This window comes from Corynebacterium hansenii, assembly GCF_030408795.1.
Taxonomy (GTDB): Bacteria; Actinomycetota; Actinomycetes; order Mycobacteriales; family Mycobacteriaceae; genus Corynebacterium; species Corynebacterium hansenii.
The window spans coordinates 1227125-1252333 of the sequence record NZ_CP047211.1; the positions used below are offsets into that span (position 1 = coordinate 1227125).

Here is a 25209-nt window from a genome sequence, read left to right on the forward strand (position 1 = left end):
CGATACCCCGGCCGCGGGTGGCCGGCCTCCCGTCGCGGCGGGCGCGTGCGGTGCTATTCACGTACCCGACATGGCACAATGATCAGCCGTGCACCTCAAATCGCTGACCCTCAAGGGATTCAAGTCCTTCGCGTCGGCGACCACGCTGAAGTTCGAGCCGGGCATCTGCGCGGTCGTCGGCCCGAACGGCTCCGGCAAGTCCAACGTCGTCGACGCCCTGGCGTGGGTGATGGGCGAGCAGGGCGCGAAGACCCTGCGCGGCGGGAAGATGGAGGACGTCATCTTCGCCGGCACGTCCGGCCGCAAGCCGCTGGGCCGCGCCGAGGTGACGCTGACCATCGACAACTCCGATGGCGTCCTCCCCATCGGCTATTCCGAGGTTTCGGTCACGCGCCGCATGTTCCGCGACGGCGCCAGCGAGTACGAGATCAACGGTTCGCGCTGCCGCCTGATGGACGTCCAGGAGCTGCTCAGCGATTCGGGCATCGGCCGCGAGATGCACGTCATCGTCGGCCAGGGCCGGCTCGCCCAGATCCTGGAGTCGCGGCCGGAGGAGCGCCGCGCGTTCATCGAGGAAGCCGCCGGCGTGCTCAAGCACCGGCGTCGCAAGGAAAAGGCCCAGCGCAAGCTGCAGTCGATGCAGGGCAACCTCGACCGTCTGGAGGACCTGGTCGGGGAGCTGCGCCGGCAGCTGAAGCCGCTGGCCCGGCAGGCGGAGGCCGCCCAACGCGCGCAGACCGTGCAGGCCGATCTGCGCCAGGCCAGGCTCGCGCTCGCGGCGGCCGACCTGGTCGCGCTGCGCGAGGCGCTTTCCGACGCCGCCGAGCGCGCGAAAATGGTCGCGGACAAGGTTGCGGCGGAGGAGGCGGTGGCCGAAGCGGTCGCCGAACGCCGCGATGATCTGGAAGCGGAGCTGGAGGACGTCACCCCGCGCGCCGACGCCGCCCGCGACCTGTGGTTCCGGCTGTCCGCGCTGGCGGAGCGCGTGGGCGCGACCCGGCGCATCGCCGCCGACCGCGCCGCCGATTCCGCCCCGGCCCCGTGGACCGGCCAGGACCCGGAGGAGCTCGAGTCCCGCGCCGAACGCGCCGCCGCCGAGGAAGAGGAGCTGGCCGAGGCCGAATCGGAGGCGCGCGAGCGCCTGGAATCGGTCCGCGACGTCCTCGCGGAGGCCGAGGATGCGTTCCGCGCCGCCGAATCGGAGCACATGGCGCAGGTCCGCGCTCTGGCCGACCGCCGCGAAGGCGTGGTCCGGCTGGTCGCCGCGGAGGAATCCCTGCGCGCGCGCATCGAGTCGGCCGAAGCCGAGTCCGCCCGCCTGGCCGAGCACGTGGCCGAAGCGGGGCAGCGCCGCGACGATGCCGCCGACGCCCTCGACGACGCCGCCGAGGCACTGGCGGAAGCCGAGACGGCCGGTCCCGAGCTCGCCCGCGCCCATGAGCGCGCCGACGCCGAGGCCACCGCCGCCACCGCCCGCGTGAAGGAGCTCCGCGACCGCGAGCGCGCGCTGGAGAAGACGGTGTCGGGCCTGTCCGCGCGCATCGAGGCCCTCGACGCCGCCCGCCGCGCCGCCGCCACCGACGGGGCGGGATGGTTGCGCGACACCCACGGGCTGCCCGCGCTGTCGGGGGCGCTGCACGTCACCGGCGGCTGGGACTCGGCGATCGCCGCGGCACTCGGCCCCGCCGCCGAGGCGCTGGTCGCCGGCGACGAGGACGCACCGGACCATTCGGCCGACGACCTGATCGCCTCGCTGTCCGACGCCGGCGCCGGCACCGCGACCGTCGTGGAACCGGGGTCCGGCGCGGGCTGGCGCCTCGACGCGGGCATCCCGCCCGGCTGCACGTGGGCCCTGGACGTGGTGGAGCACCCGAACGAATTGGCGGCGGCGCTGTCGGCGCTGCTCGTCGATGTGGTGCTGTGCCCCGACGCCGCGACCGCGCGCCGCGTCGTCGACGAGGACAACCGCCTGCGCGCCGCCACCGCCGACGGGCGCCTGCACGGCCCCGGGTGGGCGTCGGGCGGCGCGGGCGGCGCGCAGTCCAGCGTGGAGATCGGCGCGGGCATCGCCGCGGCGGAGGAGGAGCTCGCCGCCGCCCGCGAGGAGCTCGCCGACCTCGGCGGAGTCCTGGCCGGCGCCGCCGCCGAAGAAGAAGACCGCCGCACCGACGCCGCCGCGGCCCGCGCCGCCCTGCGCGAGCACGAACGTGGCCTGAAGACCCTGAAGGACGCCCGCACCCGCGCGCAGTCGCAGCTCGCCGGAGTCGACCACGACGCCGAACGCGCCGCCGCCCGCCGCGGGGAGGCCGAGGCCCGGCTGGTGCAGCTGCGCGAGGAACTCGACGAGGTCTCCGACCGCCTGTCCCGCGTCGACGAGGATCCGGCCGAGGGCGAACCCTCCACCGAGGAACGCGATCACGCCGCCGCGGCGCTGGCCCAGGCCCGAGCCATGGAAACCGAGGCGCGGCTGGCGCTGCGCACCGCCGAGGAACGCTCGGGCGGGGTGCGCGGGAAGGCCGAACGGCTGCGTCGCCAAGCAACCGCGGAACGCCAGGCCCGCGCCCGCCACGAGGCCGCCCAGGTGCGCCGGGAACGCTCCCGCGAGCTGGCGGCCACCGTCGCCGAGCTGTCCGGCGACGTCGCCGAGCAGGTGTCGGTGTCTCTTGAGCGTGCCGCCGCCGACCGCGACGAGCTGGAGGCCACCCGCAAGGCCATCGGCGCCGAACTGAACAAGGCGCGCGCCGACGCATCGGCCGCCGCCAAGCGCGTCGCCGAGCTCACCGACGGCGCGCACCGGGGCGACATCGCCCGGGCCGAGGCCCAGCTTCGCGTCGATCAGATGGAGGAGTCCATCGTCGACCGGCTCGGCGTGCCCGTCGCCGACCTGCTCGAATCGCATGCGCCGGGGGAGGACTTCGACCGCGCGGAGGCCGAGGCCCGCCTCAAGCGCGCGGAAAAGGACCTCCGCGTGCTCGGCCGCGTCAACCCGCTGGCCCTGGAGGAGTTCAAGGCCATGGAGGAGCGCCACGACTTCCTGGCCACGCAGCTCGACGACGTCCGCCGCGCCCGCAAGGACCTGCTCGACGTCGTGGAGGAGGTCGACGAGACCATCCTGCGGCTGTTCACCGAGGCCTGGCTGGACGTGGAGCGGGAGTTCCCCAAGGTCTTCGACACCCTCTTCCCGGGCGGCGACGGCCGGTTGGTGCTCACCGAGCCGGAGGACATGCTGGCCACCGGCATCGAGGTGGAGGCCCGCCCGCCGGGCAAGAAGGTCAAGCGGCTGTCGCTGCTGTCGGGCGGCGAGAAGTCGCTGACGGCGCTGGCGATGCTGGTGGCCATCTTCCGCGCCCGCCCCAGCCCGTTCTACGTCCTCGACGAGGTCGAGGCGGCGCTCGACGACGTCAACCTGCGCCGGCTCATCGCCCTGCTGGAGGAGCTGCGCGAGTCGTCCCAGCTGATCGTGATCACGCACCAGAAGCCGACCATGGACGTGGCGAACGTCCTGTACGGCGTGACCATGCGCGGCGACGGCGTCACACGGGTGATCTCGCAGCGCATGTCGCCGGAGACGGCGAAGTAGCGGCCGCATCCTATACGTTGGACGCATGAGCATAAAGGCCCGGGACGTGCGCAGGACCTTCGGCGAACACGTCGCCATAGACCATGCGGACGTCGACGTCGCACCGGGCCGGATCACCGGCCTGATCGGCCCGAACGGCTGCGGCAAGACCACCCTGCTGCTGGTGCTGGCAGGGTTGCTGGCGCCGGATTCGGGCACGGTGGAAGTCGCCGGTTCCGACCCCGCGGCCGACGGCCCCCGGGCCCGCGCGCGGATCGGGTGGATGCCCGATCACGTGGGCACGTGGGAGACGCTGACGTCGTGGGAGATCGTCGCCGCCTTCGGCCGCGTCTACGGCCTGCCGCGCGACGTCGCGGGCGAGCGCGCCACGGAGCTGCTCGCGGAGGTCGGCCTTTCCGACTTCGCCGGCAGCCGCGTGCGCGTGCTGTCGCGCGGCCAGAAGCAGCGCCTGTCGCTGGCGCGGGCGCTGGTGCATGACCCGGCGGTCCTGCTTCTCGACGAGCCGGCGTCCGGGCTCGACCCCGATTCCAGGGTGGCGCTGCGCGGCATCCTGCGGCGCCGGGCGGATGCCGGGGCGGCGATCATCGTGAGTTCCCACATCCTGCCGGAGCTGGAGGAGATGGTCGACGACGTCATCATGATGCGCGACGGCCGTACCCTGGCCCCGTCGTCCGGCGACGGGACGCCCATGTGGCGGCTGGAGGTCGCGGGCGGCGGGGACGCCGACCTGCGGCGCTGGGCCGAGGCCGAGGACCCCGCTCTCGGCATCGCCGTCGGCGCCGCGTCCCCGGACGACGGGCCCCGGCTGGCGTGGGCGGAATTCGCCGCCGGCCCGGAGGCCGCATCGGCCGCGCTGGCCCGGGCGCTGGCGGCCGGAGTGGTGGTGGCGTCCTTCGGCCGGAGGACGCTGGAATCCCGATACCTGGAATGGGGTGCGAACGAATGAACGCGATGCGCGAGGTCCTGGCCCTCGAACTGACGCAGCGGGCGCGATCGACGCGGTGGCGCGCGCTGCTGATCGGATGGTTCGTCGTGCTTTCGGGCACGGTGCTGCTGCAGACCCTGTTCTTCCGCAACGTCGGGCCGGGCCTGTCCGGCGACGAGGACGCCTGGGCGGCGGCGTCGGCCGAGGCCACCGCGTCCGGCACGCTGCTGTTCGTCCTGCTCGTCGGGCTGCTGGTGGCGCCCGCCCAAACCGCGACGTCCATCAACGGCGACCGGCGCGACGGGGTGCTGGCCCTGATCCAGGCGGCGCCCATCCCCACGTGGGCGGTGGCCGTCGGCAAGCTCATGGCCGCATGGCTGTCCTCCCTGGCCTTCCTGCTGGTCTCGCTGCCCGTGCTGGTGTGGACCGTCATCCGCGGCGGCATGCCGTGGTGGGCCCTGCTGCTGGGGACGGTCGTCGTGGCACTGCTGCTGCTCGCCGTGTCCGGCATGGGGCTCGGCGTATCGGCGCTGACGCCGCGGACGGCGTCGTCGACGATGCTGTCGTATCTGATCGTCGCCGTGCTGGTCATCGGGCTGCCCATGGTGTTCCTGCTGTCGATGCCCCTGACCGAGCACCGCGAAACGCGCCAGGTCGCGTACATGGTGCGTTACGAGGAGAACCTCGACCTCGGCGACACCACCACCTGGTGCCGCGAGGAAATGACCGAGATCCGGACCATGGACACCCGCCGCATCGCGTGGCTGCTGCCGCCCAACCCGGTGGTGGTGCTTTCCGACGCCCTGCCGTACAAGGCCGAGCTGGCCGGGGTGACGCCCATCGTGCGCGACGTCGCCGACCGCGCCTTCCGCGAACCGGAGCGCCAGCCGGAGACCTGCGCCCAGCTCGCCGAGTCCATGCGGGAGCCCGAGACGGGCGCGATCACGGAGCCGACGCCGCCGCGCTCGGAGAGCCGCCCGGGCTGGAAGTGGGCGCCCGGCCTGGCCGTCAACCTGTTGCTCGGCGCGCTGGGCGTCGCGTTCGCCCACCGCAGGCTCAGGGTGCCCGCCGGCGAACTGCCGAAGGGCGTGCGCATCGCCTGAGCCCGGGTGGGTCTAGGCCAGGGCCTTGCCCGGGTTGAGCAGTCCCTTGGGGTCGAGGGCGCGCTTCACGGCGCGCTGGACCTCCACGCCGACGTCGCCGAGTTCCTCGGCCAGGAAACGGCGCTTCAGCGTGCCGACGCCGTGTTCGCCGGTGAGCGTGCCGCCGACGCGCAGCGCCTCGCGGAAGACGTCGCCCGCGGCCTCCCAGATTTCGTCGGGGACGTCGGTGGGCGTGGCGCCGTCGTAGATGAACACCGGGTGCAGGTTGCCGTCGCCGGCGTGGGCGACGGTGCAGATGGCCAAGCCGCGCTCCGCGGCGAGGTCGTCGATGAAGCGCATCATGTGCGCCAGCTGCGACCGGGGGACGCAGACGTCCTCGGTGAGCAAATGGCCAAGGCGCTCCTTGGCGGGGTAGGCCATGCGGCGGATGGCGATGAGCTGCTCGCCTTCGGCGGCGTTGTCGGACACCGCGACGTCGTCTGCACCGCCCGCGTGGAACGCCTGCGCGATCTTCTCCGCGCGGCCCGCCGCGTCCGGGCCCATGACCTGCGCCAGCACCATCCCGCCGGCGGAGGCGAAGTCGGTGCCCTTCCAATCGTCGATCGCCTGCAGCGTGCGGCGGTCCATGAACTCCATCAGCTCGGGGTCGGCGCCCAGCCGCATCGCCGCCGATACCGCGCCGAGCGCCGCGTCGGCGGTGGGGAAGGGGGCCAGCAGGGTGACGGGATCGCCTCCGGGGCGCGGCACGAGCGCGACGGTGGCCTCGGTGATCACGCCGAGCGTGCCCTCCGAGCCGCAGAAGAGCCCGACCATGTCCAAGCCGGAAACGCCCTTGACCGTGTCATGCCCGGTGCGCAGCACGCGGCCGTCGGCGAGCACCACCGTCAGGGACCGCACCGAATTGCGGGTGACGCCGTACTTCACGCAGCGCAGGCCGCCGGCGTTGGTGGCGATGTTGCCGCCGACGGACGAGATGTCCATGCTCGACGGGTCCGGCGCGTACATCAGCCCGTGCGCCGCCGCGGCGCGATCGAGGTCGCCGTTGATCACGCCCGCCTCGACCCTGGCCACGAAATCGTCCGGTTCGATGGCCAGGATCCGGTTCATCTTCGCCAGCGACAGGATCAGGCAGCCCGGCGTCGCGGTCGCGCCACCGGACAGACCCGAGCCGGCGCCCCGCGTGACGACGGGCACGTCGTTCGCATGGGCCCACGCGAGCGCGGCGGCCACGTCGTCCGTGGAGCGGGCGGTGACGGCGGCGAGGGGAGCCCCCGCGGCGAGTACGTCGGTGCGGTCGCGGGCGTATGAGTCGAGGACGTCGGCGTCGACGATGACGGCGCCGGGCGGCAGCGAATCGATGAGTTCCTGGAGTGCGGTGGTGGCCATGCCGCCACTGTATTACCGGGGCGGCCGGAACCCGCGCGAGCACCCGGGGCGAGACGGGCGCGCCGGAACCTGCAAGACTGTGGGGCATGACGGTTACGCAATGGATCATTCTCGCCGCGGTTGTCGTGGTGCTGCTGCTGGTGATTCTGCTTCTCGTGGGCCTGGCCCGCCGGAAGAAGAACACCATCTCGTTCGAGGAGAAGAAGGCCCCCGAGGAGCTGACCCAGGCGGAAAAGTCCGGGAATTACCAGGCCACCGGCGGATTCAACTTCGCCCCGGCCGCTCCGGCGACCAAGAAGCCGGAGAAGCAGCCCGACCTCCTGCCCGGCCAGGAGTTGGGCACCCCGCCGAGCCCGCCGCTGCCGCCGCGCCCCGAAGGGTCGGACCTGGGCAAGCGCGTCGAGCCTGCTCCGGAGCCGGAGCCTGAGCGGGTTGAGGCTGCGCCGGAGCCGGAGCCCGTGGAGACCGAGAAGGTCGAGCCCGAGCCTGAGCCTGAGTCTGCCGAGGCCGCGCCGGAAGCCCTTGAATCTGAGGCTGCGCTCGTCGAACCCGAGCCCCGGCCCGTCGAGGAGATGGAGGCGCCGGAGGTTCCGGAGGAGCTCGCCGCCGAGCCGGCCCTGCCGGAGGTCGAGGATCTCGGGCAGCCCGCGCCGGACGTCGTGCCGCCGGCCGATCTCGCGCCCGAGCCCGTCGAGGAGATCCTGGAGGAGCCCGCCGCCGCCGAGCCCGTTGCCCCCGCCGCGCCGGAGCAGCCGCTCGACGACATCGCCCCGACCGAGGGCCGCATCTCGCGCCTGCGCGGTCGCCTGTCGCGGTCGCAGAACGCCATCGGCCAGTCGGTGCTCGGCATCCTCGGCGCCGGCGATCTGGACGAGGACGCGTGGGAGGAGATCGAGGACACGCTGATCATGGCGGACCTCGGCACCGCGGCGACGATGAACGTCGTCGAAAAGCTCCGCGAGCGCATCGCCTCCCGCGGCGTGTCCTCGGAAGCGGAGGCCCGAGCCCTGCTGCGCGAGGTCCTCATCGAGGAGTGCGGCCCGGACCTGGACCGTTCGATCCGCGCGCTGCCGCACGAGGGCAAGCCCGCCGTCGTCCTCGTCGTGGGCGTCAACGGCACCGGCAAGACCACCACCACCGGCAAGCTCGCCCGCGTCCTCGTGGCGCAGGGCCATGAGGTGCTGCTCGGCGCGGCCGACACGTTCCGCGCCGCCGCCGCCGACCAGCTGGAAACCTGGGGCCGCCGGGTCGGTGCCGCCACCGTCCGCGGGCCGGAGGGCGCCGACCCCGCCTCCATCGCCTTCGACGCCGTGGCCAAGGGCATCGACGATTCCGCCGACGTGGTGCTCATCGACACCGCCGGCCGGCTGCACACCAAGACCGGCCTGATGGATCAGCTGGGCAAGGTCAAGCGCGTGGTGGAGAAGAAGGCCGAGGTCGACGAGGTGCTGCTGGTCCTCGACGCCACGGTCGGGCAGAACGGCCTGCTGCAGGCCCGCACCTTCCGCGACGTCGTCGACATCACCGGCGTCGTCCTGACCAAGCTCGACGGCACCGCCAAGGGCGGCATCGTCTTCCAGGTCCAGCGCGAGCTCGGCGTGCCCGTCAAGCTCGTCGGCCTGGGCGAGGGCGCCGACGACCTGGCGCCCTTCGAGCCGGAGGGCTTCGTCGACGCCCTGCTGGGGTAACCCACCCGAAACGAGCGCAACAACCGCGAAACACGAACCCGCCGACCGGTGACGGAAACGTAACCGGGCGGCGGGTTCCGCCGTAACGGCGTCGTCCGATGATCATTTCGTCCCACCCGAAACGAAGATGAAAACAGGAGACGCGATGACCCCCGAAGAGGTTGTGCTGAACTCCGGCAATGCGGCGTGGATGCTCGTTTCCGCCTCGCTGGTGCTGCTGATGACCCCCGCCCTCGCGCTGTTCTACGGCGGAATGACCGGCCGAAGGTCGGTCCTGAACATGATGATGATGTCCTTCGGCGCACTCGGCGTCGTGAGCGTCGTCTACGTCCTGTGGGGCTGGTCGATGTCCTACGGCACGAAGTCCATCGCGGGCATCGTGGCCGACCCCTTCGAGCAGTTCGGCTTGGCGGGGCAGATCACGGACGGGGCCGGCAATTACGTGGCCGGGGCCGGCGGGTACGCCAACGTCATCGACGTCGGTTTCCAGCTGACCTTCGCCGTCATCTCCACGGCGCTGATCTCCGGCGCCCTGGCCGGCCGCGTGAAGTTCGGCACGTGGCTCGCCTTCACCGGGCTGTGGGCCACTTTCGCCTACTTCCCGATGGCCCACATGGTGTGGGGCGGCGGCCTGCTCAGCGACTCGGCGAGCTCGCTGTCCGCGAAGCTGTTCGGCACGGTCACCGAAAACGGCGAGACCGTCGCCGCCGTGGCCCCCATCGACTTCGCCGGCGGCACCGTCGTCCACATCAACGCCGGCATGGCGGCCCTCGTGCTCGCGGTGATCATCGGACGCGGCCACGGCTTCATGCGCGAGGCGCACCGCCCGCACAACCTTCCGCTCGTCATGCTCGGCGCCGCCCTGCTGTGGTTCGGCTGGTTCGGGTTCAACGCCGGCTCCTCCTTCGCCGCCGACGGGCTGGCGGGCCTGGCGTGGGTGAACACCACCGCCGCCACCGCCGCCGCGATGCTCGGCTGGCTCGCGGTCGAGCGCATCCGCTACGGCCACTCGACGTCGCTGGGCGCCGCATCGGGCATCGTCGCCGGCCTCGTCGCCATCACCCCGGCGGCCGGCGCGCTGAGCCCCGTGACCTCGCTGCTCCTCGGCGCCGTCGGCGGCGCGCTGGCCTGCCTGGGCGTCTCGCTGAAGTACCGCTTCGGGTTCGACGATTCCCTCGACGTCGTCGGCGTCCACCTCGTCGCGGGCCTGTGGGGCACCGTCGGCGCGGGCCTGCTGGCCACCGGCGACGGCCTGCTCACCGGCGGCGGCGTCCACGGCCTCAAGCTCTTCGCCATCCAGGTCATCATCGCCGCGGTCGCCCTGGCCTTCTCCGGCATCGTCACCTTCGTCCTGGCGATGGCCCTGAAGTCGACGATGGGTTGGCGCATCGGCGAGGACGACGAACGCGGCGGCGTCGACAACGCCGAGCACCGCGAAACCGCCTACGACGCCTCGGGCGGGATCCCCGTCTCGCTGACCCGCTGACGCGGCCCGGCAACCAACGCGAAGAACAGCGAAGAACAACGGAAGGAACCCGCCATGAAGCTGATCACGGCGATCATCAAGCCCACCACCCTGGAAAACGTCCGCGCCGCACTCGAGGAACTCGGGGTCTCCGGGCTCACCGTCGCCGAAGTCCGCGGTTTCGGCAGGCAACAGGGGCACGTCGAGGTGTACCGCGGAACGGAATATGCGGTCGCCTTCGTCGAAAAGCTCCGCCTGGACGTCGCGGTGCCCGACGACCTCGCCGCGGAGACCCTCGCGGTCATCGCCGACGCCGCCCGCACCGGGTCCATCGGCGACGGCAAGGCCTGGGCCACCGACGTGACCGACGCCGTGCGCGTCCGCACCGGGGAAATGGGCGAGGCGGCCCTGCGCTGAACGCCCCGGCGGTTGCCGTGGCCGGTGGCGGCGGCGGGTATGGTGGGAAAGCCATATCCATGACACCGACCCCCAGGGAGATCGACCACCCGTGTTTGAATCACTCTCCGAACGGCTCACCGGGGCACTGAAGGATCTCCGCGGCAAGGGGCGCCTGTCCGAAGCGGACATCAACGCCACCGCCCGCGAGATCCGCCTCGCCCTTCTGGAGGCCGACGTCTCCCTGCCCGTGGTGCGCGCCTTCATCAAGCGCATCAAGGAGCGCGCCGCCGGCGCGGAGGTGTCCCAGGCGCTCAACCCGGCGCAGCAGGTCATCAAGATCGTCAACGAGGAACTGGTCCAGATCCTCGGCGGCGACACCCAGCGCCTGCGGCTGGCGAAGAACCCGCCGACGGTGATCATGCTCGCCGGCCTCCAGGGCGCCGGCAAGACGACCCTGGCCGGCAAGCTGGCCAAGCACCTGGCCGGTCAGGGCCACACCCCGATGCTCGTGGCCTGCGACCTGCAGCGCCCCGGCGCCGTCCAGCAGCTGCAGATCGTCGGCGAGCGCGCCGGCGTGCCCACCTTCGCGCCGGATCCCGGCACGTCGATGGATTCCCACGACCATGAGATGGGCACGTCCCACGGCGATCCCGTCGCCGTCGCCCAGGCCGGCATCGAGGAAGCCAAGCGGGCGCAGCACGACGTGGTCATCGTGGACACCGCCGGCCGACTCGGCATCGACGAGACCCTGATGACCCAGGCGCGGAACATCCGCGACGCGGTCAACCCCGACGAGGTCCTCTTCGTCATCGACGCCATGATCGGCCAGGACGCGGTCACCACCGCCGAGGCCTTCCGCGACGGCGTCGACTTCACCGGCGTGGTGCTGACCAAGCTCGACGGCGACGCCCGCGGCGGCGCCGCCCTGTCCATCCGCGAGGTCACCGGCAAGCCGATCATGTTCGCCTCCACCGGCGAAAAGCTCGAGGACTTCGACGTCTTCCACCCCGAGCGCATGGCCAGCCGCATCCTGGGCATGGGCGACATGCTCAGCCTCATCGAGCAGGCGGAGCAGGTCTTCGACCAGAAGGAAGCGGAGAAGACCGCCGCCAAGATGGGCACCGGCGAGCTGACACTGGAGGACTTCCTCGAGCAGATGCTCATGGTCCGCAAGATGGGGCCGATCGGGAACATCCTGAAGATGCTGCCCGGCGGCGCCCAGATGTCCGAGATGGCGGACATGGTCGACGAAAAGCACCTCGACCGCATGCAGGCGATCATCCGCGGCATGACCCCGGCCGAGCGCAACGACCCGAAGATCCTCAACGCCTCGCGCCGCAAGCGCATCGCCGCGGGCTCGGGCGTCTCGGTCAGCGAGGTCAATCAGCTGGTCGACCGCTTCTTCGAGGCCCGCAAGATGATGGCCCAGATGGCCGGCAAGTTCGGCATGCCCGGCGGCCGCCCGTCGAACCGCAAGAACAAGAAGGGCCGCAAGGGCAAGAAGGGCAGGGGCCGCGGGCCGACGCCGCCGAAGTCGATGCGCGGGGGCGGCATGCCGGGAATGCCCGGTATGCCGGGCATGCCCGGAATGCCGGGCATGGGCGGCGGCGGAATGCCCGACCTCGCCGACCTGCAGAAGCAGATGAAGGGCCAGATGCCCCCGGGCATGGAGGGCATCGACCTGGACAACCTGGACTTCGGGCAGGGCGGCAAGGGCCGGAAGTAGGCGAAGTAGGCCCGGCCCCCGGGCCCTCAGCCCTCCAGCTCGGCGAAGATCGGCGCGAGTTCGCGCATCAGCGCCGGCTGGAGGGAATCCGCGTACGCCACGCTCAGGTGGTTGGAATCGCGGTAGACGAGGATGTTGCCGATGATCGCGGGGCACCGGTTGCCCCGGCAGAACGCGTCGGACAGGTCGATGGCCCAGGCCCGGTCGAAGCCGGCGAACAGGCGCGCCGCGGGATCGCGCGGCGCCAACGCCTTGTCCCGGGCGATGCCGCAGTCCTCGGCGGCTTCCGCGGCCTCGTCCTCGTCGCGCCAGTCCACGGACCGTTTGGCCAGGCACGCGGGCGCGTTGAGGCGGTCGCCGTCGGAGTCGACCAGCCAGGGGTTGCTGCGCAGCCCCACGAGCGGGATGCCCTTTTCGTCGAGGAAGCGGAAGGCGGCGGCCATGCCCGGCGCCAGCTCGTCGGGGCCCTCGCCCCAGTCGCCGCGCGCGCGGGTCGACGTCGTGATCACCAGGTCCGGCCGTTCGGCGGCGATCCGGTCCAGCACGCGCTGGGACCATTCGATGCAGGCGTCGTCGGAGCTGGGCAGGGGGGTGCCCAGAGTGATGACGCACCCCTGCCTGGTGACGGGGATCATCCGCCAGCCGCGGTCGCGGGCGATCCGGTCGAGGACGGTGCTCCACTGCTCGGAGTGCGAGCTGCCGATGAGGAACATCGTCTTGTCGCCGTCCGGGTCGCCGTAGACGCACGGTTCGCCGGCGCGGGACCCGAACCGCTTGCCGTCGGCCATGTGGCCGGCGTCCTCGCGGGCGTAGGTCATGCAGCCGTCCTCGGCGGCGAGCGGGTAGGCGTCGGCGACGTATTCGGGGTCGGGTTTCGGGTCCAGGCCGCGGGGGACGGGGTAGCCGTCGGTCAGCGCGCGGGCACCGGGGTAGGTGAGGGCGTCGAGGCTCTGCCCGGCGGACTCGGTGGCCCTGCGCGTGTACTCCTGGCCGAGGCCGAGCATCGATCCGAACATCGCCAGCAGCACCACGCCGGCCACGGCGCGCGCGGCGCCGGGCGGGGTCTTCAGGGAGCGCACCGCGGCGCGGGCCCGCCTTTCCCCGACGAGCGGCCGGGGCGCCTTCTGCATCAGGGGCTTTTCGACGAAACGGTGCGTCAGCCACGCCAACCCGAGAGACACGGCGATGCCCGCCGATCCGATGCCGGCGTCGACGTCGTCGATGCGCAGCGCCGACATGGCGATGATCAGCAGCGGCCAGTGCCACAGGTACAGGGCGTAGGCGACGTCGCCGAGCATGCGCATGAGGCCGGATTCGAGGATCCGCGACATGAAGCCGGCGCCGCCGCCGAGGATCACCAGCGCAGCGCCGCCCAGGGGCCACAGCGTCCAGGGGCCGGGGAACTCGGCGGCGCCGTCGAACATGAAGCCCGTGGCCACGATCATGGCCACGCCCGCGACGGGGAGCACGGGGGCGAGGAACCGGGGCGTCGTGAAGCGCGTGACCGCCAGGGCGAGCAGCCCGCCGGCCGCGAGCTCCCACATCCGCGTCCATGTCGAGTAGTAGTTCTGCCCCTGGTCCTGGCCGTGGAGGACGGTGGCGTACCAGAACGAGGCGACCGTCGCCGCGACGAGCAGCGGCGCCATCACTGCGGACACCCGCGCGGGCGCGTGCGTTGAGCGCAGGACGAAGGCGATGGCGGAGACGATGAGGATGCCGAACAGGTAGAACTGCCCCTGCACCGCCATCGACCACAGGTGCTGCAGCGGCGAGACCTGCGCCGACGCCGCCGCGTAATCGGCGCCCTGGGCGGCCAGGACGTTGTTCTGCACGTAGAGCAACGACGCCGGCAGCTGGGCGGCGATTTCGCCGTTGACCAGGGCGGGGGCGAAGGCCAGGACGCCGGCGGCGGTGGCCGTGACCACCAGGATCAGCGACGGCAGCAGCCGGCGGATGGTCCGCCACAGCGAGTGCCACACGTTGACGGAGCGGTCGGGGCGGTCCGCGTTGCGCATCTGCGACCCGAGGAAGAAGAAGCCCGACAGCAGCAGGAACACGTCGACGCCGCCGGAAACCCGGCCGCCGAAGACGTGGAAGAGCACGACCAGCGCGATGGCCAGGCCACGCAACCCGTCGAGATCGTGGCGGTAGCCGCCGGTCATTCGAAATCCTCCAGTGCTTCCAGATCATCGAGGAAAGGGATCAACCGCCGCTTCATTTCCGCCGACAGCGACCGCGCGAATTGATCGGACAGGTGGTTGTCGTCGCGGTAGACGTAGATGTTGCCGATCACGGCCGGGCAGCGCTCGGGACCGCAGATGACGTCGGAGAAGTCGAGGCCCAGGCCGCCGGGCATGCCCGCCAGGATCCCCGCCGCCGGGTCGCCGGGGGAGAGCACCCGGTCCCGCGGCGGACCGCATTCGACGGGGTCCCCGCCGGCGGCGACGCAGTCGGTCGCGTTGAACGGGTCGCCGGCTCCGTCGCGCAGCCACGGGGTGTCGCGGATGCCGACGACGGGGATGCCCATGCCGGTCACCGCATGCCAGAAGTCCACGTAGCCGTCGGGGGTGTAGTCGGTGTTCTCGAAGCCGGGGCGGCTGGAGGTGGTGACCACGACGTCGGGCCGCTCTTCGGAGAGATGCTCCACGACGGCCTCCGACCATTCCACGCACATGTCGTCCATGTCCCAGACGGGGGAGAGGAAGGTCGCGCAACCGGGCCGGAGGACGACCTCCAGGCGGTACCCGGCCTCCAGCGCGACTTCCTCCAGCGGCGAGAACCACTGCTCGGAGTGGGAGCCGCCGACGAGCATGATGGTGCGGTCGGAGTCGACGTCGCCGTAGACGCACGGCGATTGGTCGGTGTAGCGCTTGACCGTCACGATTTCGTCGGGGTCGTCGGCGCGCACGGCCAGGCAGCCCTCCTGCGCGGGCAGGGGCCACATGTTGTTGATCAGGTCCTGGGCCGGACGGTAGGGGACGTCCGCGGGCACGGGGGCGCCGTCGGTGACCGCCCGCGCGCCGGGGTAGGCGACGGGGTCGAGCGTCTCCGCCCGGGCGACGCCGATGCGGTGGTTCTGCAGCGGCGAGGCCGACAGCATCAGCAGCGCCGCCATCCCGAGCGCCGCCCCGGCCAGGGCGCGTCGGCGGGCGGCGGGATCGGTCCGCAGGGCCCGGCCGGCCTCCCGGACGGGGCGTTCGCCGATCGCGGGCCGCTTGCGTTTCTGCATCAGGGGCTTTTCGACGAACCGGTGCGTCAGCCACGCCAACACCAGCGACGCGGCGATGACGAGGGTGCCGAGCCGCCGGCCGGGGGCGTTGGCGCCGGTGGCGAGCAATCCGAGGATCAGCAGCGGCCAGTGCCACAGGTAGAGGGCGTAGGCGACGTCGCCGAGCCACCGTATCGGGCGCGAGGCCAGCAGCGCGGACGTGGCGCCGGCGCCGCCGCCCATGATCACCAGGGCGGCGCCGAGCAGCGGCCACAGCGCCCACGGCCCGGGGAACTGGCGGGCGCCGTCGAGGAAGAAGCCGGTGGACACGATCATGGCCACGCCCGCGGCGGGCAGCCATGGCCGGATCTTCGGAGGAATGGGCAGTCCCGCGGCGACGTAGATGAGCACGCCGCCGGCGGAGATCTCCCAGATCCGCGACCAGAGGGAGTAGTAGTTCAGGCCCTGCGATGCCCCGTGGAGCCACGTGGCGTAGACGAAGGAGGCGACGGTGGCGGCCAGGAGGATCGGCAGCATCGCCGAACGCACGGTGCGGCCGGATCCCGAGCGCCGCAGCACGAAGGCGAGGCCGGAGACGAAGAGGATCGCGCCGACGTAGAACTGCCCCTGCACCGACATCGACCACAGATGCTGCAAGGGGGAGACCGTGGAGCCCGCGACCGCGTAGTCCTCGGCCTGGGCGGCCAACTCCGAGTTCTGCCGGTAAAGGATGGAGGCCGTCAGCTGGTTCGCCATCGACGGCGACTGCAGCTGCGGGAACTTGGCCAGCGCGATCGCGGTGGTCGACGCCAGCACGAGGATCAGCGCCGGCAACAGCCGGCGGGCGGTGCGCCAGATCGAATGCAGCGGGTTGATCGACTGACCGGTGCGGTCCGCGTTGCGGATCTGCGAGCCGAGGAAGAAGAATCCCGAAAGAAGGAGGAACACGTCGACGCCGCCGGAGACGGTGCCCACGAAGACGTGGAACAGAACGACCAGTGCGATCGACAGACCGCGCAGACCGTCGAGATCATGACGGTAGGCGCTGGGTCGCTCGGCGGTGTTCAGTTGGCACCTCTGGGGGATCGGTCGGCCGGTTGCTTGCGTTCACCAAGGGGACGTGACGATGGCAGGATAACAATCGGGTGAACGGTTGGCCGAACCAGCGCCCGCGCGGGGCCCGGCGGTTTGGGTTGGGGGCACCGGCGCTGGTATCGTCTCCGGGGTTGTCCGCGCGCCGCGTGGGCGACGCTGCGGTACGTCGGACCCGACCACGGTCGCCCGATGGTCACCCGCAGACCAAACCAAGGGCAAAACCGGCCCCCGCCGAACGATGCGGGGGTGTCACAAGAATTGCCCCGTGACCGAGAGGAAGACGCCACATGGCCGTCAAGATCAAGCTCCAGCGCATCGGCAAGATCCGCACCCCGCACTACCGCGTCGTCGTCGCCGACGCCCGCACCCGTCGCTCGGGCCGCGTCATCGAGAACATCGGCACCTACGAGCCGAAGTCCGAGCCGTCCGTCATCAAGATCGACTCCGAGCGCGCGCAGCACTGGCTGTCCGTCGGCGCCCAGCCGACCGAGCCGGTCCTGGCCCTGCTGAAGGTCACCGGCGACTGGCAGAAGTTCAAGGGCCTGCCGGGCGCCGAGGGCACCCTGAAGGTGGCCGAGGAGAAGGTTTCGAAGCTGGACCTGTTCAACCAGGCCCTCGCCGAGGCCAACGAGGGCCCGTCCGCCGAGGCCATCACCGAGAAGCGCCGCGCCGCCAAGGAGGCCGCCGAGGCCAAGGCCGCGAAGGAGGCCGAGGAGGCCAAGGCCGAGGAGTCCTCCGAGGAGGCCCCGGCCGAGGAGTCCGCCGAGTAATCCCGGCTCCCGCGCCAGACGACGCCGCCACCCCTCGGGTGGCGGCGTTTTCGCATGTCCGGGGTAGCATCGGTGCCCATGGCAACCATCGAGTTCCGCGGCGTCGGCGCCGCCCACGGCCCCCGCACGCTGTTCGCGGATCTCGATCTGGTGCTGGCGCCGGGCGACGTCGCGGGGCTGACGGGGCCCAACGGCGCGGGCAAGTCCACGCTTCTCGCCGCCGCGGCCGGCGCCCCGACCGCGGAGATGACCGGCTCGATCTCCACGTCTCCGCCGGATGCGACGGTGGGCCTGCTGGAGCAGGAGGTGGAGCGCGGGGACGAGACCGTCGCCGGGTTCGTCGCGCGCCGCACGGGCGTCGCGGCGGCGGCCGCGCGGATGGACGCCCTGGCGGAGGCGATGGCCGACGATCCCGCCGCGGCCGACGCCTACTCCGCCGCACTGGACCTGTGGCTGGCGCTGGGCGGCGCCGACCTCGACGAGCGCCTGCCCCGGGTCGCCGCTGAGCTGGGCCTCGACGAGGCGGTGCTCGCCCTGCCCATGACCGCCCTGTCCGGCGGCCAGGCCGCGCGCGCCAATCTCGCGGTGATCCTGCTGGCCGGCCACGACATCCTGCTCCTCGACGAGCCGACCAACGACCTCGACCTCGACGGCATCGCCCGGCTGGAGGCCTTCATCTCCGGCGAGCGCCGCCCGATGCTCATCGTCAGCCACGACCGCGAGTTCCTGGCCCGCACCGTGACCCGAATGGTGGAACTCGACGCCGCGCAGCGCCAGATCACCGTGTTCGACGGCGGCTACGAGGCTTTCCTGGCCGAGCGGGAACTGCGCCGCCGCCGGGCGCGGGAGGCCTACGAGGAGTACGCCGGTGACGTCGACAAGCTCAAGTCCCGCCTGCAGACCCAGAAGACCTGGCTGGACAAGGGCACCCGCAACGCCATGCGCGCCCACGGCGGGAAGAACCCGGAGAAGGACAAGCACATCCGCCACCGGGCGGGGCAGCGGTCGGAGAAGCAGGCGGGGAAGATCGCGCAGACCGAGCGCGCCCTGGAGCGCATGGAGGTCGTGGAGGAGCCGCGCAAGGAGTGGGAGCTGCGCATGTCCATCGCCGCCGCGCCGCGCTCGGGCACGGTGGTGGCCACGCTGCACGATGCCGAGGCCCGATTCCCGGGCTTCACCCTGGGCCCCGTGACGCTGCAGATCAACCAGGGCGACCGGGTGCTCGTCGAGGGCCCCAACGGGTCCGGCAAGTCGACGCTCCTGTCGTTGCTCATCGGCGAGCGACGGCCGGACGCGGGCTCGGCGGCGGTGGGCGCGGGCGTCGTCTTCGGGCGGGTCGACCAGGCCAGGGAGCTTTTCGACGGCCCGGATCCGCTGTTCGACCGCTTCGCCGGGCAGATGCCCGAATGGCCGGATGCGGAGGTGCGCACCCTTCTGGCGAAGTACGGGCTGACCGGCGATCACGTGCCGCGGCCGTGCGACTCGCTGTCGCCGGGGGAGCGCACCCGCGCCGCCCTCGCGCTGCTGCAGGCCCGGGGCACGAACACCCTCGTCCTCGATGAGCCGACGAACCACCTGGACCTGCCCGCGATCGAGCAGCTGGAGCAAGCGGTCGAGTCTTTCCCGGGCACCGTGTTGCTGGTGACCCACGACCGCCGCATGCGCGACGCCTTCCGGGCGACGCGCACCATCTCCGTCGACGGCGGCCGCGTGACGGATCTTTGACGCCGGCGCGATAGTCTGGGCGCGTGAGCCAGAAGAATTCGGGAACCGGCGGTGCGGATCTGGTGCAGATCGGCCGCGTCATCAAGCCCCACGGGGTGCGCGGCGAAGTCGTCGTCGACGCCACCACCGACGACCCCGCGGGCCGCTTCGCCGTCGGGGAGGTGCTCGTCGGCAAGCAGTCGGGCCGCGAGCGCGAGCTGACCGTGAAGTCGATGCGCCCCCACCAGGGCCGCCTGCTGGTGTTCTTCGAGGAGGTCCCCGACCGCAACGACGCCGAAACCCTGCGCGGCATGCGGTTCTTCGCCGCGCCCGTCTTCGACGACGCCGACGACGCCTACTACGACCACGAGCTCATCGGGCTGCGCGTGCTCGACGTCGGCGACGTCGACGAGGAGACCGCCAACGCCCGGGCCTACGAGGGCGCGCAGCCGGAGCCCGAGGACATCGGCGAGATCACCGGCGTAATCCGCAATCCCGCCCAGCGGCTGCTGCAGGTGCGGCTGGATGACTCGGGCCGCGACGTCCTCGTGCCCTTCGTCCACGCCATGGTGCCGATCGTCGACGTGGACAACGGGGCCGTCGTGATCACCCCTCCGGAAGGGCTGTTGGACCTGTGACTTCCATGCGCCTGGACGTGGTGACCATCTTCCCCGGCTACCTCGATCCGCTGCGCCACGCGCTGCTGGGGAAGGCCATCGAAAAGGGCATCCTCGAAGTCGGCGTGCACGACCTGCGTCAGTGGGCGACCGGCGTCCACCAGGCGGTCGACGATTCGCCGTACGGCGGCGGCCCGGGGATGGTCATGAAGCCGGACGTGTGGGGTCCTGCGCTCGACGACGTCGCCGAGGGCACCGGCCCAGCCGCACGCGCAGAGGCGCTGGATTCCGCCATGCCGCACAAGGGCCAGGCCCGCCACGACGAATTGGCGGGACTGCCGCCGACGTCGTCCTACGGCGACGCCGCCCCCGCCGATAAACCGCTGCTCATCGTGCCCACCCCGGCCGGCGTCCCCTTCACCCAGGAGATGGCGCGGCGCTGGTCGCACGAGAAGCACATCGTGTTCGCCTGCGGGCGCTACGAGGGCATCGACCAGCGCGTCGTCGACGACGCCCGCGACCGCTACCGGGTCGAGGAAGTGTCCATCGGCGATTACGTGCTCATCGGCGGGGAAGTGGCGGTTCTGGTGATGGCGGAGGCCATCGTCCGCCTGGTGCCCGGCGTGCTGGGCAACCGCCGCAGCCACGAGGAGGACAGCTTCTCCGACGGCCTGCTCGAGGGGCCCGGCTACACCAAACCGCGCGTGTGGCGAGGCCTGGAGGTGCCGCCGGTGCTGCTGTCGGGCAACCACGCGAAGGTCGACCGGTGGCGCCGCGACCAGGCCCTGCTTCGCACCGCCGCACGCCGGCCGGAGCTCCTGGACGACGTGGAGCTGTCCGCGCGCGACCGCGAGGCTCTCGACGCCGGCCGCAGCCCGGAGGAGTAGCGGGCGCCGCTACGACGACAGCAGCAGGAGCAGCACCGCGTCGCGGTCGCCGGCGTGCACGGAGTGGACGACGCCCTCCGGCACGTGGAGGACCCGCCCCGGCTCGAGTAGGTGGTCCCGGTCCTCGACGGTGAACGTCAGGCTCCCCTCGATCACCTGCGCGGTCAGGGGATGCGGGGCATGGTGATCGTCGAGGCGCTGGCCTTTCGCGAACCTGAACGCCACGATCGTGGCGCCGTCCGCGGTGAGCAGGCGCGTCGCGGCGGGGAAGTCCCCGTCCTTGGCCGCCGGGGCCGCGCCGGGGACGTCGATGAGGGTTTCGGGCGTGGCGGTGTCGGTCATGGCTGCTCCTCGGGTGGGGCGATCCAAATTGGAATGTCAGGTACCACGATAGGCGCGATCCGGCGGACGTGCTAGACAGTTGCCATGACCCGATACCGGACCATCACGCGCGCGTTGTTCGACCCCGAGGACCTCCCGTCCATCGGCGAGCGCATCGTCGCCGAACTCGCGGCGCTGAATCTGACCATCGTGAAAAACCGCGTGGCCATGCCGCTGGCGGGGGAGGACGCCGCGGTCGACGCCCAGGCGGAATCGCTCATGGACCGGTGGCTGTCCATGAATTCGCAGCCGCCGACGATCGAGAAGCTGCATGCGCTGCTCTTCGTGACCGAGGGGCCGGCGGGCCTCGGGGACGAGATCACCGCCGCCATCGGCCGCGGTCTCGGCGATTCGACGCCGTGGACCGGGGAAACGATCGTCCTCGGCGACGGCGAGGACGAATGAGGCGCACCGCCGTGGCCCGCCCCGCCCACGTCATCGGGTGGGTCGCCGCCCTGGTCGCGCTGGCCTGGTTCGCCACGACGACGACCGGCTCGGAAGTGGACCTGCGTTTCGCCGGCTGGGTGCGCGACCTGCGGGCCGGCGCCCTGAGCGGCGATCTCGACGGCGCGTTCCTGGGCATCACCGAGGTGTTCCGGCCGATCTTCATCGCTCCGGCTTCGCTGGTCGCCGCCTTCTTCCTGTGGCGGCGGCTGCGCGCGATGGCGCTGCTCGTGCCGCTGGCGTTCGGCGCGTCCATCGCGATGACCTACGCCATGAAGTGGCTGCTCGACCGCGACCGCCCCGACGGGCCGCTGCGGCTTTCGGAGCTGCCCGCGCTGCACGACGGCGCCTTCCCCTCCGCCCACGTCGCCGGTGTCACGGGCACCGGCATGGCGCTGATCCAGCTCCTCGCGCCGATGGTGCGGCGCGGGATGGCCACGGCGCTGAAATGGGCGGTCGTGGCTTTGGTGGGCGTCGTGGCGCTGAGCCGCGTGTGGGTCGGGGCCCATTGGCTTTCCGACGTCGCCGGTGGACTCGCGGCGGGCGTGGTCGGGTTGATCATTGCCCTGCTGGTCCTGCGTTCGGCGCCCGCGCGGCGCATGATGGGCGGCGGTAGGTTCTAGCCGCGCCGCAGATAACCGCGCGCGAGCTCCGCGCCGCGGGCGGCGTCGTCGACGCTGATGTACAGGTCCGCGCCCTTCCTCCGGGACAGGCGCAGGCCCTCGCCGCCGCGCAGCAAAATGGCCTTTCCCTTCGGGCCGAGGCGGTAGCCCCAGCCGCCCCAATCGCCTGCCTTCAGCTCCACGGCGGAGACGTCGTCGAGGTCACCGTATTCGACGGTGCGCTCCGGCAGCCCGGGCACCAGGCGCCAGTGCACGCCGGTGGAATCCACGCGCACCCGCACCGATGCGAATGCGGCGGTGAGCAGGGCGAGGGCCACGGCACCGATGAACAGCAGCACCGCGATGAGAGTCTCGCCCCCGCGGTGGGCGATGACGGCGGGCACCGCACACGCCGGCACGCCCGCCGCCATCGCGACGAACAGGATCCACGAGGCCCTGGCCCTGCCGAACCACACGGCCCGCGACGCCTCCGTCACCGCGATGGGGTCGGCGGGCGGAACAGTGTCCTCCGGCTCCTCGATCGGGTCGATCAGCAGCGCGACGGCCGCGCCGCCGGCGATGGCGATGAGGAATGGCACGGCCAGGTACCCGAAGGGCAGCGTGAATCCGCGGGCGTCGTCGAGCCCCTGCTGCGGCAGCAGCAGCGCCACCTGCAGTGCGGCGAGCAGGAACACCGAACCCGAGCCGAATCCGGCGAGGACGCGGGACATCGCGCCGGAGCTCATGCCGGCGAGCGCCATGACCGCGAACATGACCAGCATCGCCGCGGCGATCCCGGACAGCCCCGCGATCGACCCGGCCGCGGAACCGAAACCGTCGGCCGTGCCCGTGAAGTCGAAGTGCGTGGCCACCGGGTCCGGAAGGTCGGGGACGAGCAGCGCCGACCAGATGATCGACGCGGCCAGGGCGATGGCCGAGGGGACGACGAGCATCGCCGTGAAGCGGTTGCGGGCCGGGGTGAAACGGGACATGTCAGCGGACTCCTCTGATGGTCAGGCCGGCGATGACGTCCGACAGTGGGGTGGCGGTGCGTCGGGCGGCCGAGGCGAGGGCGTCGAGCGCGGATTCCAGCCCGGGGTCGGACCCGGGGGCGGCGGGGGCGCGCGTCACCGTCGCGCCACGGCCGCGGCGCAGTTCGACGAGGCCGTCGTCGCGCAGCTGCCGGTAGGCCCGCAGCACGGTGTTCTTGTTCAGGTCGAGCGAGTCGGCCAGGTCTCCGGCCGCCGGCAGCTTCTCGCCGACGGCGACTTCCCCGTTGGAGATCGATCGCCGCAGCGTGGCCACCAGCTGGGCGTACAGCGGGGTCGATGACGTCGTGTCCAAGTGGATCAGCATCGCGCCCTACAACTCCCGCCGCCGGAAAGCGGCGATCCCGATGGCGATGGCCGCCGCGGCGATGGCGGCCGTGACCGCGAACGCCCCGGTCCCCGCCTTGCCCGCGGTCGCCATGAGCAGCCCCGACGGCCCCCACTCGACCAGCGCGGGCGACAATCCCGCCGCCGCCGTCAGCGCGAAATAGCCGATGCCGGCGGCGGTCGCGCCCAGGGCGGTGGCCCCGGCGCCGGACGCAGCCATGGTCACGGCGACGAGGGAGGCGGCGAAGAACAGCCACGCCGCCGAACCGCCGATCGGGGCGCGGAGATCGGCCGCTGCGAGATCGTCGAAAAGCAGGGCGGTGACGCCGATCATGACGGCCGTGGAGATGACGGCGACGGCGGCGACGACCGCGCACACCGCCGCGAAGGCGGTGCCCCACAGCCCGGCCCGCGTCACGGGGCGGGCGAGCAGGGGCACCGCGGTGCCGCGGGAGACGTCGGCGGATATCGCGGAGGCGGCGACGATGGCCACGATCACGACGATGACCTGCGACAGATTCGACGCCCACTGCGCCCAGGCGTCGGCGACGGACGGATCCGGCAGGGCGCCGACGTCGATGGGGACCTCCCCGCCGGAACCGCCGAGCACTCCACCGAGGATCTCCCGCAGGTAGCGCGCGGTGACCGGTGCCACGAGGGCGAAGAACACCGCCGCGGCGGCGAGCGCCCACGTCGCCCACGAGGCGCGCAGGGCCCGGAATTGCCGGCCGAGCAGGACGAAGATGGTCGAGGGGGTCATCGGGCGCCTCCCATCGCGTTTGCGAAGGCGTCGTCGAGTGCGCCTCCGGTGGACGTGGCCACGTCGGTGCAGCCCGCCGCCTCGAGTGCGCGCGCGGCGGCGCCGGCGTCGGGGGCGCGGAATGTCGCGGTCACCCGGCCGGGGTCGCCGTACTCCTCGACGAGCTCCGGCAGCGTCCCGGCGGCGAGGATCCGCCCCCGCCCCAGGAACGCCGCGCGGTCGCAGACGGCCTCGACGTCGGCCATCGAGTGCGTGGAAAAGAACACCGTCGCCCGCCCGCGCAGCGAGGCGATGACGTCGAGGACCTCGCGGCGCGAGATCGGGTCGAGGGCGGACGTCGGTTCATCGAGGACGACGATGCCGGGCGTGGCGATCAGCGCCTGCGCGATGCCGAGCCGCTGCCGCATGCCGCGCGACAGCCCGGACACGGGACGGTCCACGGCGGCCAGCCCCGACAGCGCCAGCGCTTCGCCGACGCGCGAGTCGAGCTCGCCGCCGCGGTAACCCTCCAGGCGCGCCGACAGGCGCAGGTACTCCGCGGGGGTCGCCCACGGGTCGAAGGCGGGGACGTCGGGCAGGTACCCGACCTTCCCGTCGAGCGTGACGACGCCCGCGTCCGCGCGAGAGAGGCCCATGAGGATCCTCAGGGCCGTCGTTTTGCCCGATCCGTTCGGACCGAGGAATCCGAAGACGGAACCGTGCGGGACCTCCAGCGTCACGCCGTCGAGGACCACGTGGTCGCCGTAGGTTTTGCGCACGCCGTCGAAGGAGATGGCGGTCCCAGGCCCGACTGCCGCGCCGTACTTCTCCAGCAGGTCGCCCGTCGCAGGGGCCGTGGTCGCGGGCGCCGACCGGCCGGCCCGTTCCCGCCCGACGGCGAAGAAGACGATCGGCCCGATGCCGTTGGCGAGGAGGATGACCGGGACCCAGACGGGCTTCGAAAGGAGTTTGATCCGGTCGGCGGGCGTGCGGGCGAGCACGATCAGCGCGGCCGCGATCAAGAGGATCTGCAGGGCGACCAGCGCCCCCAGCGCGACGTGTACCCCGGTGAAGTTCATAGTGCCATTAACGCTAGCACAACTCGCACTTGTGC

21 protein-coding genes are annotated in these 25209 nt (G+C 72.1%); 13 read left to right on the plus strand and 8 right to left on the minus strand.

Annotated elements, in window-relative coordinates; translation table 11 throughout:
- Positions 1-88 precede the first annotated feature (88 nt).
- Genes smc through CHAN_RS05430 form a run of 3 tightly spaced genes read left to right on the plus strand, consistent with a single transcriptional unit; the run spans position 89 to position 5608 of the window.
- Positions 89-3580 carry a chromosome segregation protein SMC gene (gene smc / locus CHAN_RS05420; RefSeq protein WP_290292634.1) on the plus strand — a complete coding sequence of 1164 codons (3492 nt, stop codon included), beginning with the start codon at positions 89-91 and terminating at the stop codon, positions 3578-3580.
- Positions 3581-3605: 25 nt separating this feature from the next.
- Positions 3606-4526, plus strand: a complete 921-nt coding sequence (locus CHAN_RS05425; protein ID WP_290292636.1) for an ABC transporter ATP-binding protein — start codon at positions 3606-3608, stop codon at positions 4524-4526.
- Entirely contained in the window at positions 4523-5608 is a 1086-nt protein-coding gene (locus tag CHAN_RS05430) for an ABC transporter permease (protein ID WP_290292638.1), read from the plus strand. Before CHAN_RS05425 ends, CHAN_RS05430 begins: the two co-directional genes overlap by 4 nt.
- Before the next feature lie 12 nt (positions 5609-5620).
- On the opposite strand, the gene CHAN_RS05435 is transcribed toward CHAN_RS05430, so the two are convergent.
- Positions 5621-6994 carry an FAD-binding oxidoreductase gene (locus CHAN_RS05435; protein ID WP_290292640.1) on the minus strand — a complete coding sequence of 458 codons (1374 nt, stop codon included), beginning with the start codon at positions 6992-6994 and terminating at the stop codon, positions 5621-5623.
- An 86-nt stretch (positions 6995-7080) separates the two neighbouring features.
- Between CHAN_RS05435 and ftsY the strand changes: the two genes are divergently transcribed.
- The 4 genes from ftsY (at position 7081) to ffh (ending at position 12272) form a co-directional block, all read left to right on the plus strand.
- A complete protein-coding gene (ftsY, locus tag CHAN_RS05440) occupies positions 7081-8682 on the plus strand; it encodes a signal recognition particle-docking protein FtsY (RefSeq protein ID WP_290292646.1) in 1602 nt (533 codons plus the stop codon).
- A 145-nt stretch (positions 8683-8827) separates the two neighbouring features.
- On the plus strand, positions 8828-10168 hold the full coding sequence (locus CHAN_RS05445) for an ammonium transporter (protein WP_290292648.1): 1341 nt from the start codon (positions 8828-8830) through the stop codon (positions 10166-10168).
- A gap of 54 nt (positions 10169-10222) precedes the next feature.
- Positions 10223-10564: a P-II family nitrogen regulator gene (locus CHAN_RS05450; protein ID WP_048742413.1), complete on the plus strand. Its 342-nt coding sequence runs from the start codon at positions 10223-10225 to the stop codon at positions 10562-10564.
- A 91-nt stretch (positions 10565-10655) separates the two neighbouring features.
- A complete protein-coding gene (gene ffh / locus CHAN_RS05455) occupies positions 10656-12272 on the plus strand; it encodes a signal recognition particle protein (RefSeq protein WP_048742416.1) in 1617 nt (538 codons plus the stop codon).
- A gap of 26 nt (positions 12273-12298) precedes the next feature.
- Here ffh and CHAN_RS05460 read toward each other — a convergent pair whose 3' ends face one another.
- Positions 12299-14434 (minus strand): acyltransferase family protein, encoded by a 2136-nt coding sequence (locus CHAN_RS05460; protein WP_290292652.1) that lies wholly within the window; start codon positions 14432-14434, stop codon positions 12299-12301.
- On the minus strand, positions 14431-16455 hold the full coding sequence (locus tag CHAN_RS05465; RefSeq protein ID WP_435384054.1) for an acyltransferase family protein: 2025 nt from the start codon (positions 16453-16455) through the stop codon (positions 14431-14433). Before CHAN_RS05465 ends, CHAN_RS05460 begins: the two co-directional genes overlap by 4 nt.
- A 407-nt stretch (positions 16456-16862) precedes the next feature.
- On the opposite strand from CHAN_RS05465, the gene rpsP reads away from it, so the two are divergent.
- The 4 genes from rpsP (at position 16863) to trmD (ending at position 20553) form a co-directional block, all read left to right on the plus strand.
- A complete protein-coding gene (gene rpsP / locus CHAN_RS05470) occupies positions 16863-17345 on the plus strand; it encodes a 30S ribosomal protein S16 (protein ID WP_048742422.1) in 483 nt (160 codons plus the stop codon).
- A gap of 78 nt (positions 17346-17423) precedes the next feature.
- Positions 17424-19070, plus strand: a complete 1647-nt coding sequence (locus CHAN_RS05475) for an ABC-F family ATP-binding cassette domain-containing protein (protein WP_290292654.1) — start codon at positions 17424-17426, stop codon at positions 19068-19070.
- A 23-nt stretch (positions 19071-19093) separates the two neighbouring features.
- On the plus strand, positions 19094-19687 hold the full coding sequence (gene rimM, locus CHAN_RS05480; protein WP_377748515.1) for a ribosome maturation factor RimM: 594 nt from the start codon (positions 19094-19096) through the stop codon (positions 19685-19687).
- A 5-nt stretch (positions 19688-19692) separates the two neighbouring features.
- Positions 19693-20553 carry a tRNA (guanosine(37)-N1)-methyltransferase TrmD gene (gene trmD / locus CHAN_RS05485; protein ID WP_290293357.1) on the plus strand — a complete coding sequence of 287 codons (861 nt, stop codon included), beginning with the start codon at positions 19693-19695 and terminating at the stop codon, positions 20551-20553.
- 9 nt (positions 20554-20562) lie between these two features.
- On the opposite strand, the gene CHAN_RS05490 is transcribed toward trmD, so the two are convergent.
- On the minus strand, positions 20563-20895 hold the full coding sequence (locus CHAN_RS05490; protein WP_290292656.1) for a cupin domain-containing protein: 333 nt from the start codon (positions 20893-20895) through the stop codon (positions 20563-20565).
- An 84-nt stretch (positions 20896-20979) separates the two neighbouring features.
- Between CHAN_RS05490 and CHAN_RS05495 the strand changes: the two genes are divergently transcribed.
- Positions 20980-21339, plus strand: a complete 360-nt coding sequence (locus CHAN_RS05495; RefSeq protein WP_290292658.1) for a hypothetical protein — start codon at positions 20980-20982, stop codon at positions 21337-21339.
- Positions 21336-22001 carry a phosphatase PAP2 family protein gene (locus CHAN_RS05500; RefSeq protein ID WP_290292660.1) on the plus strand — a complete coding sequence of 222 codons (666 nt, stop codon included), beginning with the start codon at positions 21336-21338 and terminating at the stop codon, positions 21999-22001. Before CHAN_RS05495 ends, CHAN_RS05500 begins: the two co-directional genes overlap by 4 nt.
- On the opposite strand, the gene CHAN_RS05505 is transcribed toward CHAN_RS05500, so the two are convergent.
- From CHAN_RS05505 to CHAN_RS05520, 4 genes are read right to left on the minus strand one after another with little or no spacing between them, the layout of a single operon-like run.
- Positions 21998-22972 carry a DUF1648 domain-containing protein gene (locus CHAN_RS05505; protein ID WP_290292662.1) on the minus strand — a complete coding sequence of 325 codons (975 nt, stop codon included), beginning with the start codon at positions 22970-22972 and terminating at the stop codon, positions 21998-22000. The genes CHAN_RS05500 and CHAN_RS05505 overlap by 4 nt on opposite strands.
- A 1-nt stretch (position 22973) precedes the next feature.
- On the minus strand, positions 22974-23336 hold the full coding sequence (locus CHAN_RS05510) for a GntR family transcriptional regulator (RefSeq protein WP_290292663.1): 363 nt from the start codon (positions 23334-23336) through the stop codon (positions 22974-22976).
- Between the two features lie 6 nt (positions 23337-23342).
- On the minus strand, positions 23343-24116 hold the full coding sequence (locus CHAN_RS05515) for a hypothetical protein (protein ID WP_290292666.1): 774 nt from the start codon (positions 24114-24116) through the stop codon (positions 23343-23345).
- Positions 24113-25174 carry an ATP-binding cassette domain-containing protein gene (locus CHAN_RS05520; RefSeq protein ID WP_290292667.1) on the minus strand — a complete coding sequence of 354 codons (1062 nt, stop codon included), beginning with the start codon at positions 25172-25174 and terminating at the stop codon, positions 24113-24115. Before CHAN_RS05520 ends, CHAN_RS05515 begins: the two co-directional genes overlap by 4 nt.
- Positions 25175-25209 lie beyond the last annotated feature (35 nt).

Excerpts from the sequence above, each read along its gene's own strand:
- CHAN_RS05425 (WP_290292636.1), top strand. The coding sequence starts at position 3,606 with ATGAGCATAAAGGCCCGGGACGTGCGCAGGACCTTCGGCGAACACGTC.
- CHAN_RS05430 (WP_290292638.1), top strand. The coding sequence starts at position 4,523 with ATGAACGCGATGCGCGAGGTCCTGGCCCTCGAACTGACGCAGCGGGCG.
- CHAN_RS05435 (WP_290292640.1), bottom strand. The coding sequence starts at position 6,994 with ATGGCCACCACCGCACTCCAGGAACTCATCGATTCGCTGCCGCCCGGC.
- ftsY (WP_290292646.1), top strand. The coding sequence starts at position 7,081 with ATGACGGTTACGCAATGGATCATTCTCGCCGCGGTTGTCGTGGTGCTG.
- CHAN_RS05445 (WP_290292648.1), top strand. The coding sequence starts at position 8,828 with ATGACCCCCGAAGAGGTTGTGCTGAACTCCGGCAATGCGGCGTGGATG.
- CHAN_RS05450 (WP_048742413.1), top strand. The coding sequence starts at position 10,223 with ATGAAGCTGATCACGGCGATCATCAAGCCCACCACCCTGGAAAACGTC.
- CHAN_RS05460 (WP_290292652.1), bottom strand. The coding sequence starts at position 14,434 with ATGACCGGCGGCTACCGCCACGATCTCGACGGGTTGCGTGGCCTGGCC.
- rpsP (WP_048742422.1), top strand. The coding sequence starts at position 16,863 with ATGGCCGTCAAGATCAAGCTCCAGCGCATCGGCAAGATCCGCACCCCG.
- CHAN_RS05475 (WP_290292654.1), top strand. The coding sequence starts at position 17,424 with ATGGCAACCATCGAGTTCCGCGGCGTCGGCGCCGCCCACGGCCCCCGC.
- trmD (WP_290293357.1), top strand. The coding sequence starts at position 19,693 with ATGCGCCTGGACGTGGTGACCATCTTCCCCGGCTACCTCGATCCGCTG.
- CHAN_RS05490 (WP_290292656.1), bottom strand. The coding sequence starts at position 20,895 with ATGACCGACACCGCCACGCCCGAAACCCTCATCGACGTCCCCGGCGCG.
- CHAN_RS05495 (WP_290292658.1), top strand. The coding sequence starts at position 20,980 with ATGACCCGATACCGGACCATCACGCGCGCGTTGTTCGACCCCGAGGAC.
- CHAN_RS05500 (WP_290292660.1), top strand. The coding sequence starts at position 21,336 with ATGAGGCGCACCGCCGTGGCCCGCCCCGCCCACGTCATCGGGTGGGTC.
- CHAN_RS05505 (WP_290292662.1), bottom strand. The coding sequence starts at position 22,972 with ATGTCCCGTTTCACCCCGGCCCGCAACCGCTTCACGGCGATGCTCGTC.
- CHAN_RS05510 (WP_290292663.1), bottom strand. The coding sequence starts at position 23,336 with ATGCTGATCCACTTGGACACGACGTCATCGACCCCGCTGTACGCCCAG.
- CHAN_RS05515 (WP_290292666.1), bottom strand. The coding sequence starts at position 24,116 with ATGACCCCCTCGACCATCTTCGTCCTGCTCGGCCGGCAATTCCGGGCC.
- CHAN_RS05520 (WP_290292667.1), bottom strand. The coding sequence starts at position 25,174 with ATGAACTTCACCGGGGTACACGTCGCGCTGGGGGCGCTGGTCGCCCTG.